Source organism: Cytobacillus sp. FSL R7-0696 (genome assembly GCF_038006865.1).
GTDB classification, from domain to species: domain Bacteria; phylum Bacillota; class Bacilli; order Bacillales; family Cytobacillaceae; genus Cytobacillus; species Cytobacillus kochii.
Genome location: NZ_JBBOWA010000001.1, coordinates 1,683,034 through 1,697,568, shown reverse-complemented (window position 1 = coordinate 1,697,568; position 14,535 = coordinate 1,683,034). Strand labels below are relative to the sequence as shown.

Here is a 14,535-nt window from a genome sequence, read left to right as displayed (position 1 = left end):
TTACTCTCATAAGTGAGTTGTTAACAGTTTATGTTTGTAATCACCAATAGGTGTATGTCTATACAGTAAATTTATTTAAACTAATAAAAAGGATTTGCGTTCAATGGATCAGAAACAAATGCCGTTAGTTGAAAAATTAATACAGCATATAAAAAGAAAGCCTGAGAATTATCATGTACCTGGTCATAAAGGGGGTAGTCTGCTCTCTGGATTGAATGAGGTTGATGATTATTTTCGACAACTTTTACAATTGGATTTGACAGAAATCAGCGGGCTTGATGATCTTCATTCTGCTGAAGATGTAATCAAAGAAGCTCAATCCTTGCTTGCTACTTTATACGGGGCTAAAAGAAGTTTTTTTCTTATAAATGGTTCTACTGTAGGTAATTTAGCGATGATTTGTGGCACATTAAAAAGGGGAGACCGTGTGCTTGTTCAACGGAATAGTCATAAGTCTATTTTAAATGGCCTTAGGCTTATTGGAGCTGAACCCATTTTTATTCTGCCTGAGTTTAACCAGGAATGGGGCATTAGTGAAGGTGTTTCCTATACTCATATTGAAGAAGCATTAAGTAAGTATGGAGACATTAAAGCTGTTATTCTTACATATCCGAGTTATTATGGTACAGTGTATCCATTAGAAGATATTATTGCACTATGCCGTGAAAAAAAAGTATTAGTTTTAGTTGATGAAGCACACGGTGCTCATTTTATAGCGAGTACAAGATTTTTCCCACCCTCAAGTTTACAATTAGGAGCAGATGTAGTTATACAATCTGCCCATAAAACATTGCCAGCTTTGACAATGGGGGCCTTTCTTCATATTCAAGGTGATCGGGTGGATGAAGACAGCATACAGGAATATTTAAGTATGTTGCAATCCAGTAGCCCATCTTATGTTATTATGGCTTCATTAGATATGGCTAGATTTTTTGTCAGTCAATATACAGAAGAAGATGGTAAACATTTAGTCCAACGGATAAAAGAATTGAAGAAGAAATTAAGTTATATTTCTGGACTAGCTATTATGCCAACAGATGATCCATTAAAACTGGCATTACAGTTTAAACATATGAGTGGTTATCAACTACAAGAGCTGCTAGAGAAACGAGGTATTTATACAGAGCTAGCTGATCCGTTAAATGTTTTATTTGTACTTCCATTATTAAGGTGTGACGATGAGGATCGTTTTAATAAAATTATCGATGCATTGCAAGAAGTTAGTACTGACATTCCCAATGCAGAAAAAGAGGTGAAGGTGAATCCCATTCCATCGCATTCAGAATTAGTAGAGGTACCAGAGGGAGCAATGATTGTTACCGTTCCTTTTGCAAGTGCGATTGGTGAAATTAGCGCACGAATGGTGACACCATACCCGCCTGGTATTCCTTTAATATATAAAGGTGAAAGAATTACAAAAGAGCATATCACTAGTTTGCAAGGTTATTTAAATAAAGGTGCACGAATTCAAAACAAGAAAAACTTAGAACAATCATACATAGAAATATATAAGACAGCGAGGGACAAGGATGACTAAAGGTTACTTTATATCAATTGAAGGTCCAGACGGGGCAGGAAAAACGACGATTACAGAAATGGTTAAGAAACAATTAGAAGCAGAAGGATATAACGTAGTACATACGAGAGAGCCTGGTGGAATTGCTATTGCAGAACAGGTCCGGGCTGTTATACTGGATCCGAAGAATACAAAAATGGATGCAAGAACAGAGGCGTTACTTTATGCCGCGGCAAGAAGACAACATTTAGTTGAAAAGGTCTTACCAGCCCTTGAAATGGGTAAGATTGTACTATGTGATCGATTTGTTGATAGCTCTATTGCATATCAAGGATTTGCAAGAGGGATTGGCATTGAGGAAGTTTGGTCCATCAATCAGTTTGCCATTGAAAATGCCATGCCTCAATTGACTTTGTACTTCGATATCGCACCAGAACGAGGGTTACAGAGAATTAATCAAAATAAGGGCAGGGAAGTAAATCGTTTAGATTTAGAAGATTTACAGTTTCATCAAAAGGTATATGAAGGGTATGAAATTGTTCGGAAGCAATCTTCTAATCGCATTCAAACTGTAAATGCCGATGCCTCTGTTGAAAAAGTATTTGAGCAAACGATGGACATTGTTAGAAAAGCACTTCAAAATAAGGATTAAGCTACTTGGCGAAAAATTCGGTCAGTATATCTCTGTTTGTGCATAGAATAACTGATATAATAGAAGAAAGTAAAGATATAGGAGGGTGGTATGATGAAGCTCGTATTAGCAGTCATACAAGATCAAGATAGTAATAAGTTATCTAAAGCATTAGTAGATCATAATTTTCGTGCAACCAAATTAGCCAGTACAGGGGGATTTTTAAAGTCGGGTAACACAACCTTTTTAATTGGTACGGAAGATATTCGAGTAGACAAATGCTTACAGGTCATTAAGGATAATTGCCAATCGAGAGAGCAACTTGTTGCGCCGGTTTCACCAATGGGTGGTAATGCCGATTCATATATTCCTTACCCTGTTGAAGTAGAAGTAGGTGGAGCGACTGTATTTGTTCTTCCAGTAGAACAATTCCATCACTTCTAAACCTATTTGGAGGCATAAATGAAGATTAATCAAGATTTACGTCTTAATATAGATAATAGAAGGCAAGACAACAGTAAGCATCCTATTGGATCGCAAGTGCGTTTTAACGATCTTGTGCAAAAAAGTGGTCAAAAAATGCAGATGACACAAATGCAAATGCTTTTAGGTGATATAGAATCAGCTGGACAGAGGGTAGCTAAGTCCAGGAGCTTTAAAGATTTAGCAAAATACAAAATGCTTGTTAAGCGTTTTGTGAAAGAGACTGTTGAGCATGGGTTGGATATTAAGCAATCCCATAGTTGGAATCAACTAGGACAAAGTAGGTCGTTGAAAATTGTAGAAACGATTGATGAAAAGCTTGCTCAACTAGCCGATGACCTACTTTTACAAGAGAAAAGTGCCATTGATATTCTTAGTAAAATCGGAGAAATCAAAGGATTATTAATAAATTTATATACGTAAGTGAGTGATCAGCATGACAAAAACATGGGATCAAATAGAAGAATTACAGCCAGTCGTGTTGAAGATGCTTAAAAATAGTTTAAGTAAGGAACGCCTTGCCCACGCTTACCTTTTTGAAGGACTGAAAGGAACAGGAAAAAAAGATACGGGTATGCTTCTAGCAAAGAGTCTTTTTTGCAATGCTCCAATTAATGACTATGTTCCATGTGAAACATGTAATAACTGCAAAAGGATTAATCACTTTAACCATCCGGATGTACATCTTGTTGAGCCAGATGGTCAATCGATAAAGAAGCAGCAGATTCGGTCATTACAAGAAGAGTTTTCAAAACGGGGCGTCGAATCCAGTAGAAAAGTATATATTATCGTTCATGCTGATCGAATGACAACAAACGCAGCTAATAGTTTGCTGAAATTTCTCGAAGAACCGCATATGGATACAACAGCAATTCTATTGACTGAACAATCTCAACGAATGTTACCTACCATATTATCAAGGTGTCAAACGATCTCATTTCAGCCAATCGCTGCAAAATTTTTAGTACAACAATTCGTAGATTATGGTGTGAAAGAAAAGTATGCACCATTACTCGCGCAAATTACCCATAATTTGGATGGGGCTTTAGCATATAGTAATGATGATTGGTTTGTACAAGCGCAAAAAATAGTGTTAAAATTATACGAAGTACTTAAAAAAAATCCGTTACAAGCGATGGTCACTCTCCAAGAAGAGTGGTTTCCACATTTTAAGGAGAAAGAACATCAGGATTTAGGTTTAGACTTATTACTTCTTTTATTAAAAGATTTGTTATATATACAGCTTGATAAGAGTGATAGGCTCGCCTATACGCATGAGCTAAGCTGGCTAGAACAACACGCGCTTCATACATCTAATAGAAAGTTAACAGAGCAAATGTCTGCAGTTTTAGATGCAAAAAGGAAGCTGCAAGCAAACATGAATGCGCAGCTGTTAATGGAACAGTTAGTGTTAAAGATGCAGGAGGGATCTTCATTTGTATGATGTAGTAGGTGTTCGCTTTAAAAAAGCGGGCAAAATATATTATTTTGATCCCGGTGATCTTCAAATACAAAAGGATGACTTTGTCATTGTCGAGACTGTAAGAGGAGTAGAATACGGTAAAGTTGTCATTGCTCCTAAAAAGGTTGGAGAACATGATGTAGTCCTACCTTTAAAAAAAGTTCTACGTATTGCTGATCAAAAGGATCGTATGATTGTAGAAGAGAATAGACAAGCGGCTAAAGAAGCTTATCAAGTTTGTTTAGAGAAAGTAACTACGCATCAATTAGATATGAAATTGGTGGATGTTGAATATACTTTTGACCGCAATAAGGTCATCTTTTACTTTACTGCTGATGGTAGAGTGGATTTCCGTGAACTAGTAAAGGATTTAGCGGCCATTTTTCGGACAAGAATCGAACTTCGTCAAATTGGCGTTCGTGATGAGGCAAAGATGCTTGGTGGCATAGGTCCTTGTGGCAGAATGCTTTGTTGTTCCACTTTTTTAGGTGATTTTGACCCAGTTTCGATCAAAATGGCTAAGGATCAAAATTTATCTTTGAACCCAACGAAGATATCTGGACTATGTGGTCGCTTAATGTGCTGTTTGAAATATGAAAATGACGAGTATGAAGCAGCTAAAAAAGAGCTCCCAGATGTAGGGGAATGGGTAAAGACACCGGAAGGTTCTGGAAGGGTAGTAGGGTTAAATATACTTGAAAGAATTCTACAAGTTAACCTAAAGGAACAGGAAAGAGTGCTAGAATTTACATTAGACGAAATTAATGAGAATGCCGTGTCAGTTCAATCCACAGATTAATGAGGTGGAATGCTTGGATAAAAAAGAAATCTTTGACTCTGTAGATAATATGGAATCGCAAATCGGTCAATTATATATACAGCTTGGTGAGTTGAAACAGCATCTTGCTGAGGTATTAGAAGAGAATAATGCATTGAAGTTGGAAAATGAACATTTACGTAGAAGATTAAAGATAACATCTGACCGAGAAAAGAAAAATGAGCAGCAGAAGGAAGAAACAGAGAAAGAAAAACTCTTTGATATAGGGGAAGGCTATGACAACCTTGCTAGACTATATCAAGAAGGTTTCCATATTTGTAATCTTCATTTTGGTAGTCCTAGAAAAGATGGGGATTGCTTGTTCTGTTTATCATTTTTAAATAAAAAATAATCGATACCTTCCTTCTAAACAAGGAAGGTTTTTTTAAAGATATGCAAAGAAGTCCTTGGCTTTAGAGGCTTCAACCGATAGATAGATACGAAGTGTGCTTTTTTAGTAATGGAGGAAGAGAAATGGTTATGTTAAAGGGTGATGAAAGGTTAGATCATTTGTTAGCAGAGGGATTGAGAATTATTCAAAGTCCTTCCGTATTTTCATTTTCGGTTGATGCTGTTTTATTGGCTCGATTCACTTACTTACCGATACAAAAAGGAAATATCATAGATTTATGTAGTGGTAATGGTGTGATACCTTTGTTTTTAAGTGCAAGAACAAAAGGAATGATTACAGGAGTGGAAATACAAGATCGTCTTGTCGATATGGCGAATAGAAGTATTCAATATAATCAACTAGAGAATCAAGTTAAGGTGGTAAAGGGAGATGTTAAAGGCATTGCTCGGCAATTAGGGTATGCTAAGTATGATGTGGTGACTTGCAATCCACCTTATTTTCCAGTCGATACCAATAAACACAAAAATGAAAATGAACATTATGCGATTGCTCGACATGAGATTCTCTGTACATTAGAAGATACAATTCAGTCAGCAAGTCAACTAGTTAAGCACGGAGGGAAAGTTTCTTTTGTTCATCGCCCAGGTAGGTTGTTAGATCTTGTGACATTAATGAGAAAGTATGAGATAGAACCAAAAAGAATACAAATCGTTTATCCTGAGCAAGGGAAAGAAGCGAATGTGCTTCTAGTGGAAGGCATTAAAAAAGGAAAACCTGACTTAAAAATATTGCCGCCATTGTATATCTATGAGACGTCGGGTGAGTATACAAAGGAAATGAGGTTGATGTTGTATGGAGACTGAAACCCATTACTTTTACGTACTCGAATGCAAAGACGGCACCTTCTATGCGGGGTATACAAATAATCTTATGCAAAGGATAGAAAAGCATAATGCTGGAAAAGGCGCTAAATATACAAGGGGAAGAGCACCGCTAACGCTTATTTTTCATCAAATATTTTCTAGTAAGTCAGAGGCACAGAAAATGGAATATCGTTTTAAGCGATTGAGTAGACAGAAAAAAATTGAATGGATGAATACCCAAAGAGAAGAAGGTTGGTGAGTAATATGCAACAACAGAAGAGTTTCCATATGGAGAATGAAAAAGGCATTCTCTACTTAGTGCCAACACCCATAGGTAATCTAGAGGATATTAGCTATCGCAGCTTGAGAATATTAAAGGAAGCCGATTGGATTGCTGCGGAGGATACTAGGAATACAAAAAAACTATGCAACTACTTTGAGATAGAGACACCCATTATTAGTTACCATGAGCATAATAAAGAGAGTAGCGGCTTTAAATTAATTGCGAAGTTGAAAGATGGAGAGAAAATTGCGCTTGTGAGTGATGCAGGTATGCCAACCATTTCTGACCCAGGATATGAGCTGGTTACTAGTGCCATTGAAGAGAAGCTTACTGTTGTCCCATTACCTGGTGCAAATGCTGCACTTACAGCATTGATTGCTTCGGGGCTACCGACACAGCCATTTTTCTTTTATGGCTTTTTAAATCGGCAAAAGAAGCAGAAAAAGGCAGAGTTAGAGACGCTTTCAAAAGTATCTTCTACAATCATTTTATATGAATCTCCTCATAGGTTGAAGGAAAGCTTACAGCTCATGTTAGATATCTTAGGCGATCGCTCAATTGTTTTGAGTAGGGAGCTGACAAAGAAGTATGAAGAGTTTATTAGAGGGTCGATAAGAGAAGCAGTAGAATGGGCAGGCCAATCAGAAATTCGCGGGGAATTTTGTTTAATTATTGAGGGTTGCAAAGAGCCAGTAGAAGAAAGTAAGTGGTGGGAAGGGTTATCTATTGAAGAGCAAATTACTTATTATATAGAAGAAAAAGGTTTGAAAAGTAAGGATGCCATTAAACAAACAGCCCTAGACCGTGATATGAGTAAACGAGAGGTATACAAGATTTATCATATTGATGAAGCGTAAAAAAATAGAGACTCGCAAATAGGAGTCTCTTTGTTGTTTATTTAGTTAGTTCAAAATTGCTTTGGATTTCTTTAATTAATTGCTCCGCGCCATCTTTGCTAAGGATTAATTTTCCACCAGCTAGTGAGATGTTATCATCGGATACTTCACCAGTTACTTGGCAAGTCATGTTTGGCTTATATTTTTTTAAGATGATTTTTTCATCATCCACATAGATTTCTAATGCGTCTTTTTCTGCAATACCAAGAGTACGTCTAAGTTCAATTGGAATAACTACACGACCTAATTCATCAACTTTACGAACAATACCAGTAGATTTCATATTAATTGCTCCTCCCAGTCATCTATCTAATTATTTATCTTTTTCGTCATTATTCGACAAAAATCATTGTTGATATTATAATACCAACCATTGCCATAATCGTCAATTACTTTATTTTATTTTTGTGTGGAAATTATTAACATGGGAAGGATTATTGATTTATCAAGGTTTATGATGGAAAAGTCATGGATAAAAACTCACCCAATTTCCAGTAGACGTACATACCTCGTTTCGACAAAACGACATAATTCGACAAAATTCACCTATTTGTCTATTTTTTTGTCGAAGGATTAATTTGAGTAAGGCTTTAGAAAAAACACGGAGGTTGTAATAAAACCATGGCTTCTCCCTTCGGAAATGTTGCACAAATTCAAGTTTTTAGGTATATTTTGAGGAAGATAGAGGCTAAGATGACTCATATATATTCTTTTTTTATACAAAGAAGAAACAATAAATATATGGTCAGATATGAGAGATTAGACTCGTCATAAGGGCGGGTTTTTTAAGATGAGGAGGAAATAAACATGGAGGAAAAATTAAAGACTTTTTATTTAACCACTCCAATTTACTATCCGAGCGGAAATTTACATATTGGACATGCTTATACGACCGTTGCTGGTGATGCGATGGCACGTTATAAGCGTCTAAGAGGTTATGATGTAATGTATTTGACGGGTACTGATGAGCATGGCCAAAAAATTCAAGAAAAAGCGGAAGAAAAAGGCGTGTCTCCCCAAAGTTATGTGGATGAAATCGTTAGCGGTATCCAAGACTTATGGAAAAAGTTGGATATTTCTTATGATGACTTCATTCGTACAACAGAAACAAGACATAAAGAAGTAGTTGAGAAGATTTTTGCTCAATTATTAGAGCAAGGTGATATTTATCTTGGGGAATATGAAGGTTGGTATTGTACACCTTGTGAATCGTATTTTACTGAAACACAATTAGTTGAAGGTAACTGTCCAGATTGTGGGAGACCGGTTCATCGTGTGAAAGAGGAGTCATATTTCTTTAAAGTTAGTAAATATGCTGATCGTTTACTACAATATTACGAAGACAACCCTTCTTTTATTCAACCAGAATCTAGGAAAAATGAAATGATTAATAACTTCATTAAACCTGGGTTAGAGGATTTAGCTGTATCTCGTACAACATTCGATTGGGGTGTTCCAGTTCCTGGTAATCCTAAGCATGTCATTTATGTATGGATTGACGCCTTATCAAACTATATTACTGCACTAGGATATGGCTCAGATAATGATAGTAAGTATTTGAAGTACTGGCCTGCAGATGTTCATTTAGTCGGAAAAGAAATTGTGCGCTTCCATACTATTTACTGGCCAATTATGTTAATGGCACTAGACTTACCATTACCTAAGAAAGTATTCGCTCACGGTTGGTTATTAATGAAAGATGGAAAAATGTCTAAATCTAAAGGTAATGTAGTAGACCCAGTCACATTAATTGATCGTTATGGTCTAGATGCGTTACGTTATTACTTATTGCGCGAAGTGCCATTTGGCGCTGATGGCGTATTTACACCTGAAGGTTTCATCGAGCGTATTAATTTTGATTTAGCCAATGATTTAGGAAACCTCTTGAATCGGACAGTGGCCATGATTAATAAGTACTTTGACGGCGTCATTCCAACTTATCGTGGTTCAAACGGTGAATTTGATCAAGCACTTGTACAAATGAATGAAGAGACAGTTGGGAAATATGAAGAAGCAATGGAAAACATGGAGTTTTCAGTAGCGCTGTCTGCTGTATGGCAATTGGTCAGTCGTACGAATAAATATATTGATGAAACAAAGCCATGGATGCTTGCGAAAGAGGAGAATACACAAGAGGAATTAGCAACGACGATGTACCACTTAGCAGAATCGTTAAGAAGAATCGCCGTTCTATTACAACCGTTCTTAACTAGAACACCAGAGAAAATCTTTACACAGTTAAATGTAAACAAAGAAGAGCTCATCTCTTGGGAGAGCATTGAGACATTTGGTAAAATTGGCGAAGGTATAAAAGTACAAAAGGGTGATCCTATTTTCCCTCGTCTTGAAATTAGTGAAGAGGTTGAGTATATTAAGCAAAAAATGCAGGGTAGTGCACCTCAAGGAGAAAAAGAAGAGAAGCAAGTACAAGCGAAACCAGATAGTGAGGAAATCACGATTGATGACTTCATGAAAGTGGATTTACGTGTTGCTCAAGTCATAGAGGCTGAACCAGTCAAAAAAGCGGATAAGTTATTAAAATTACAATTGGATTTAGGTTATGAAAAACGTCAAGTTGTTTCAGGTATCGCAAAGTTTTACAAACCAGAAGATTTAGTTGGCCGTAAAGTCATTTGTGTAACCAATCTTAAACCTGTTAAATTGCGTGGAGAATTATCTGAGGGAATGATTCTTGCTGGAAGTCAAGATGGCGCATTATCATTAGCTACAATTGCAGAGTCATTACCAATAGGCGCGAGAGTCAAATAATATCCGTTTAATGGAAGCAGAAGGTTTTAAGAACATAGAAATGTGATCCGTTACAAAGACGATGATGCATTTCTATGTTTTTTTATTTTTATATAATATATCTAAATAAAGTTATTAAGGTTAACTCTATATATAGAAGGAAGATGTTTATTTAATATCATAGTTGTTAGTTTTCTAAAATAGTAATAAAAAAGGAGAAATGAGAATGCTATTTGATACACATGTTCATTTAAATGCGGAACAATATGACGAGGATTTGGCAGAAGTGATTAAGCGAGCAAGAGAAGCTGGGGTTGAAAAAATGGTCGTCGTTGGTTTTGATAGACCGACAATTGAAAGAGCAATGGAACTGATTGAACAATATGATTTCCTTTATGCGAGCATTGGTTGGCATCCGGTTGATGCGATTGATATGACTGAAGGAGATTTAATTTGGATAGAAGAATTATCGAAGCATCCAAAAGTAGTCGCAATCGGAGAAATGGGATTAGATTACCATTGGGATAAGTCACCAAAAGATGTGCAAAAAGATGTGTTTAGACAACAAATACAATTGGCGAAAAAAGTAAAATTACCGATTATTATTCATAACCGTGAAGCAACAGCTGATATCCTAGAAATATTAAAAGAAGAAAATGCTGCTGAAGTAGGTGGGATTATGCATTGTTTTAGTGGAAGCCCTGAAACAGCTAAAGAATGCATTGATATGAATTTTTATATTTCATTAGGTGGCCCTGTTACTTTTAAAAATGCAAGAAAACCAAAGGAAGTGGCAGCAGAGATTCCATTAGAAAAATTGTTGATTGAAACAGATTGCCCATATTTAGCTCCGCACCCATTCCGTGGCAAACGTAATGAACCAAGCTATGTGAAGTTGGTCTGTGAACAAATTGCTGAAATTAAAAACATTCCAGTAGAAGAAGTTGCGGCAATTACAACTGAAAACGCAAAAAAATTATTCGCTATAAATTGACAGCAAATATTGTCAAAAATAATAGAAGCTTGTCCAAATGTTTTCTTATACCAAAAAGTTCTACACAGGAATCTGTCCTCATAGGATAACCATGTCGATATCTCTCACTTTGCAAAAAAATGCTTTTTCTGCATAATAGAGCGTACGTGCAGAAAAAATTTTTTCTTGTATGGAAAGAGGGAAAAAAGAGTGTTTCGGAGAATAGAAGGTATATCAGTTTGCCTGACTTCTGAAATGCTCGATTGATTCAGTATTTTTAGGGGGTGTGGATGATAAGGTGAACGCTCTTTTCTTGAACTCTTTATAAGGGGAAGAGGAATACTTGGGGATGTTCCGTTTTATCTTTCCCTCCAAAAAATCAGATAGTGAGTGTTGACAGTCAGCAAGATAGTCTATATAATCACTCCGAGAGAAAAGGAGGCAATTTTCATCGTGATAAATTACATGAAAAACCTGTTATCCAAGTCTTTGAGCAAGAAAAAATGGGCAGTTATCTTTGCTAGTCTAATCGTTACGATTACAGCTAGCGGTTTTTTAATCTTTGAAATGACAAAGAAAACCGTTGCTCTAACATTAGATGGTGAGGAACAAACAATAAATACACACGCAAAAACCATTCAAGAGATATTTGACGAAATGGATATAGGATTACGCTCAGAAGACTATGTGTACCCCTCGGTAGATAAAGCCGTTAAGGACAATATGGAAGTGGTTTGGAATCCTGCAGTGCAGGTGAAGATTACCGACAAAAAAGATTCCGAGGTCATATGGACAACAGCTGATACTGTGCAAGAGCTGATAGATGAAGAGAATATTGAATTAAGTAAACATGATGTCATAAAGCCTAAATTAGGTGATAAAATTACAGGTAAGATGGACATCAAGATTGATCGCGCGTTCAAAATTGAATTAGCAGAAGGTGCGAATGATAAAACCGAAGAAGTGTGGTCAACTTCGACTACGGTCGCTGACTTTTTATCGCAACAAGATATTAAGCTAGGAAAATTAGATCGTGTTGAACCAAAGTTGGATGAGACAGTCAAAGAAAATGACGTAATAAAAGTCATCAGAGTTGAAAAGGTCACCGATGTAGTGGAAGAACCAATTGAATATGCGGTCGTAACTAAAAAAGACGACAGCTTGAAAAAGGGTAGTGAAAAGGTTCTCGAAAAAGGTCAAGATGGACTTTTGAAAAAAGAATTTGAAATTACTCGTGAAAATGGAAAAGAAATCTCTCGTAAATTACTTAGTGAAGAAAAAGTAAAAGAATCAAAAGATCATATAGTTGCTGTTGGAACAAAAGTATCTCAACCAGTTACAAAAGTGGCATCTCGCGGCGAGACTAATGAATCTAGTGGCAAAGAAATGTATGTTAGCTCTACTGCCTATACTGCAGGTTGTAATGGTTGTTCAGGTGTCACAGCGACGGGATTAGATTTAAAAGCTAATCCAGGAGCAAAAGTGATAGCGGTAGATCCGAGCGTTATTCCTTTAGGGACAAAAGTATATGTGGAAGGTTATGGTTACGCTGTAGCTTCCGATACGGGATCTGCTATTAAAGGGAATAAGATTGACGTATTTTTCTCCAGTAAATCTGATGCTTATCGTTGGGGACGTAAGCAAGTGAAAATACGTGTGCTTAATTAGATGGTGTTTGTAAGCAGGGGAATTCATCCTCTGCTCTTTTTCTGTTATTTGCATTTTCTTTCGAAGGATGTTTCATATATAATAAAATGCATGCTATCTTGCTGTACTATCATTATATATATTTAGACGATTAACATTACAGAAATGTTTCACTTTTTTTGCAAATAATTCATTATTTTTAAAATAAGTTTGCTGAATAAGTATAAATTGGAAGTTTTTAGTGAACGGATAGGTGTTAAGATGAAAATAAAAGAGATTATCGTGGTAGAGGGTAAGGACGATACTGTCGCGATTAGAAAGGCATTAGATGCCGATACAATTGAAACAAATGGCTCAGCCATAAATTTTGAGACATTAGAAAAAATAAAACTGGCGCAAAAAACGAGAGGTGTTATTGTTTTAACAGATCCTGATTTTCCTGGTGAGAAAATTAGACATACGATTACAAAGCATGTCCCACAATGCAAGCACGCCTTTATTGATAAACAATTTGCTATAGCTAAGCATGGTAAAGGTGTAGGTGTAGAGCATGCTTCTGTTGAGGTGATACGAGAGGCGCTCTCCCATGCCTATGTCATGACAGAGGAGGCTGTGTCTGAAGTGACGCAGGCTGATCTAATGGACGCAGGCTTAATTGGTGGCAGTGACGCAAAGAAGCGCCGTGAAGAGCTAGGCAAGATTTTAAAGATAGGTTATGCCAATGGCAAGCAACTTTATAAACGTTTAACAATGTTTCAAATTACAAAGAAAGACTTTTTGGCAGCGGTAGCTAAAATGGACAAGGAGCTTGATTATGAATAAGGATATTGCCACACCGATAAGAACGAAAGCAATTTTAGAGAAGCATGGCTTTTCGTTTAAAAAGAGTTTAGGTCAAAACTTCTTAATAGACACGAATATATTAAATCGAATTGTGGATCATGCTGAATTAACACCCAAGTCTGGTGCCATTGAAATTGGTCCTGGTATTGGTGCATTAACTGAGCAATTAGCTAAGAGAAGTGAGAAGGTTTTAGCTTTTGAAATCGATCACCGACTATTACCAATATTGGCAGATACACTTGAGCCATATCCGAATGTAAAAGTTATTAATGAAGATGTACTAAAGGCTGATATCGTTTCGGCGATACAACAAGAATTTGCAAACATCGATGATTTAATGGTTGTTGCTAATTTACCTTACTATGTCACTACGCCAATCATTATGAAGTTATTAGAGGATCAGCTCCCGATTAGAGGTATTGTATGTATGTTGCAAAAGGAGGTCGCAGAACGTATCTCTGCGAGTCCTGGCTCTAAAAGCTATGGCTCCCTTTCGATTGCAATTCAATATTATACAAAAGCAGAGACTGTTATGATTGTTCCTAAGTCTGTCTTCATTCCTCAACCGAATGTCGATTCTGCTGTTATCCGCTTAACAAAATTAGATCAACCAGCAGTGAAAGTTCAAGATGAAGCCTTCTTCTTTACAGTAACAAGAGCAAGCTTTGCACAAAGGAGAAAAACCATCCTCAATAATTTAACGAGTCAGTTAGAGAAGGGGAAAGAAAGAAAAGAGTTCATTTTACAGGCACTAAATCAAGCTGGGGTTGAACCAACGAGAAGAGGAGAAACGTTAGGGTTAGAAGAATTCGCTCGTTTGGCTGACGCATTACTACCTCACTTCAGTTCATAGCATCTACTAGGTATTAGCACATATGAACCGGACTAATGACTTTATTAAAAGTGTTTAGTCCGGTTTTTAATTTGGTTTTTGGGATTTGCAATTTTTCCTTGTACGGTGAAGAGGCGCTATAGAGAAGCACAGGTCCAAGCATTGGCGCATAATTTAACTAAAGAAACA

The 14,535-nt window shown here is 36.6% G+C and carries 16 protein-coding genes; 15 read left to right on the top strand and 1 reads right to left on the bottom strand.

Annotated elements, in window-relative coordinates; genetic code table 11:
• Positions 1-103 precede the first annotated feature (103 nt).
• From MKX29_RS08970 to rsmI, 10 genes are all read left to right on the top strand, one after another.
• Positions 104-1,537 carry an aminotransferase class I/II-fold pyridoxal phosphate-dependent enzyme gene (locus tag MKX29_RS08970; protein WP_341105116.1) on the top strand — a complete coding sequence of 478 codons (1,434 nt, stop codon included), beginning with the start codon at positions 104-106 and terminating at the stop codon, positions 1,535-1,537.
• Entirely contained in the window at positions 1,530-2,168 is a 639-nt protein-coding gene (tmk, locus tag MKX29_RS08965) for a dTMP kinase (RefSeq protein WP_224939113.1), read from the top strand. Before MKX29_RS08970 ends, tmk begins: the two co-directional genes overlap by 8 nt.
• Before the next feature lie 93 nt (positions 2,169-2,261).
• The gene (locus tag MKX29_RS08960) at positions 2,262-2,591 is read left to right on the top strand and encodes a cyclic-di-AMP receptor (protein ID WP_095371306.1); all 330 of its coding nucleotides are present in this window, start codon (positions 2,262-2,264) and stop codon (positions 2,589-2,591) included.
• 18 nt (positions 2,592-2,609) lie between these two features.
• Positions 2,610-3,053 carry a YaaR family protein gene (locus MKX29_RS08955; protein WP_341105114.1) on the top strand — a complete coding sequence of 148 codons (444 nt, stop codon included), beginning with the start codon at positions 2,610-2,612 and terminating at the stop codon, positions 3,051-3,053.
• Positions 3,054-3,066: 13 nt separating this feature from the next.
• Positions 3,067-4,074 (top strand): DNA polymerase III subunit delta', encoded by a 1,008-nt coding sequence (holB, locus tag MKX29_RS08950; protein ID WP_251163593.1) that lies wholly within the window; start codon positions 3,067-3,069, stop codon positions 4,072-4,074.
• On the top strand, positions 4,067-4,891 hold the full coding sequence (locus MKX29_RS08945) for a PSP1 domain-containing protein (protein WP_095371303.1): 825 nt from the start codon (positions 4,067-4,069) through the stop codon (positions 4,889-4,891). Before holB ends, MKX29_RS08945 begins: the two co-directional genes overlap by 8 nt.
• A 13-nt stretch (positions 4,892-4,904) precedes the next feature.
• A complete protein-coding gene (gene yabA / locus MKX29_RS08940) occupies positions 4,905-5,261 on the top strand; it encodes a DNA replication initiation control protein YabA (RefSeq protein ID WP_095371302.1) in 357 nt (118 codons plus the stop codon).
• 122 nt (positions 5,262-5,383) lie between these two features.
• Positions 5,384-6,124, top strand: coding sequence for a tRNA1(Val) (adenine(37)-N6)-methyltransferase (locus MKX29_RS08935; protein WP_224939116.1), 741 nt, complete (start codon positions 5,384-5,386; stop codon positions 6,122-6,124).
• Positions 6,114-6,383 (top strand): GIY-YIG nuclease family protein, encoded by a 270-nt coding sequence (locus tag MKX29_RS08930; RefSeq protein ID WP_341105110.1) that lies wholly within the window; start codon positions 6,114-6,116, stop codon positions 6,381-6,383. The genes MKX29_RS08935 and MKX29_RS08930 overlap by 11 nt, the downstream gene beginning before the upstream one ends.
• A 5-nt stretch (positions 6,384-6,388) precedes the next feature.
• Entirely contained in the window at positions 6,389-7,264 is an 876-nt protein-coding gene (rsmI, locus tag MKX29_RS08925; protein ID WP_251163615.1) for a 16S rRNA (cytidine(1402)-2'-O)-methyltransferase, read from the top strand.
• 37 nt (positions 7,265-7,301) lie between these two features.
• Here the strand turns inward: rsmI and MKX29_RS08920 are convergent, their stop codons facing one another.
• Positions 7,302-7,592, bottom strand: coding sequence for an AbrB/MazE/SpoVT family DNA-binding domain-containing protein (locus tag MKX29_RS08920; protein WP_180317054.1), 291 nt, complete (start codon positions 7,590-7,592; stop codon positions 7,302-7,304).
• A gap of 518 nt (positions 7,593-8,110) precedes the next feature.
• Between MKX29_RS08920 and metG the strand changes: the two genes are divergently transcribed.
• From metG to rsmA, 5 genes are all read left to right on the top strand, one after another.
• A complete protein-coding gene (gene metG, locus MKX29_RS08915; protein WP_341105108.1) occupies positions 8,111-10,072 on the top strand; it encodes a methionine--tRNA ligase in 1,962 nt (653 codons plus the stop codon).
• A 205-nt stretch (positions 10,073-10,277) separates the two neighbouring features.
• Positions 10,278-11,045: a TatD family hydrolase gene (locus MKX29_RS08910; protein WP_341105106.1), complete on the top strand. Its 768-nt coding sequence runs from the start codon at positions 10,278-10,280 to the stop codon at positions 11,043-11,045.
• Positions 11,046-11,489: 444 nt separating this feature from the next.
• On the top strand, positions 11,490-12,692 hold the full coding sequence (locus MKX29_RS08905; RefSeq protein WP_341108237.1) for a ubiquitin-like domain-containing protein: 1,203 nt from the start codon (positions 11,490-11,492) through the stop codon (positions 12,690-12,692).
• Positions 12,693-12,932: 240 nt separating this feature from the next.
• Positions 12,933-13,493: a ribonuclease M5 gene (gene rnmV / locus MKX29_RS08900; RefSeq protein ID WP_341053498.1), complete on the top strand. Its 561-nt coding sequence runs from the start codon at positions 12,933-12,935 to the stop codon at positions 13,491-13,493.
• Entirely contained in the window at positions 13,486-14,367 is an 882-nt protein-coding gene (rsmA, locus tag MKX29_RS08895; RefSeq protein ID WP_224939120.1) for a 16S rRNA (adenine(1518)-N(6)/adenine(1519)-N(6))-dimethyltransferase RsmA, read from the top strand. Before rnmV ends, rsmA begins: the two co-directional genes overlap by 8 nt.
• Positions 14,368-14,535: the final 168 nt, after the last annotated feature.

Coding starts and splice junctions, on each gene's coding strand:
- metG (WP_341105108.1), top strand. CDS start 8,111: ATGGAGGAAAAATTAAAGACTTTTTATTTAACCACTCCAATTTACTAT.
- MKX29_RS08930 (WP_341105110.1), top strand. CDS start 6,114: ATGGAGACTGAAACCCATTACTTTTACGTACTCGAATGCAAAGACGGC.
- rnmV (WP_341053498.1), top strand. CDS start 12,933: ATGAAAATAAAAGAGATTATCGTGGTAGAGGGTAAGGACGATACTGTC.
- rsmA (WP_224939120.1), top strand. CDS start 13,486: ATGAATAAGGATATTGCCACACCGATAAGAACGAAAGCAATTTTAGAG.
- MKX29_RS08955 (WP_341105114.1), top strand. CDS start 2,610: ATGAAGATTAATCAAGATTTACGTCTTAATATAGATAATAGAAGGCAA.
- MKX29_RS08960 (WP_095371306.1), top strand. CDS start 2,262: ATGAAGCTCGTATTAGCAGTCATACAAGATCAAGATAGTAATAAGTTA.
- MKX29_RS08935 (WP_224939116.1), top strand. CDS start 5,384: ATGGTTATGTTAAAGGGTGATGAAAGGTTAGATCATTTGTTAGCAGAG.
- tmk (WP_224939113.1), top strand. CDS start 1,530: ATGACTAAAGGTTACTTTATATCAATTGAAGGTCCAGACGGGGCAGGA.
- MKX29_RS08970 (WP_341105116.1), top strand. CDS start 104: ATGGATCAGAAACAAATGCCGTTAGTTGAAAAATTAATACAGCATATA.
- rsmI (WP_251163615.1), top strand. CDS start 6,389: ATGCAACAACAGAAGAGTTTCCATATGGAGAATGAAAAAGGCATTCTC.
- MKX29_RS08910 (WP_341105106.1), top strand. CDS start 10,278: ATGCTATTTGATACACATGTTCATTTAAATGCGGAACAATATGACGAG.
- holB (WP_251163593.1), top strand. CDS start 3,067: ATGACAAAAACATGGGATCAAATAGAAGAATTACAGCCAGTCGTGTTG.
- MKX29_RS08905 (WP_341108237.1), top strand. CDS start 11,490: ATGAAAAACCTGTTATCCAAGTCTTTGAGCAAGAAAAAATGGGCAGTT.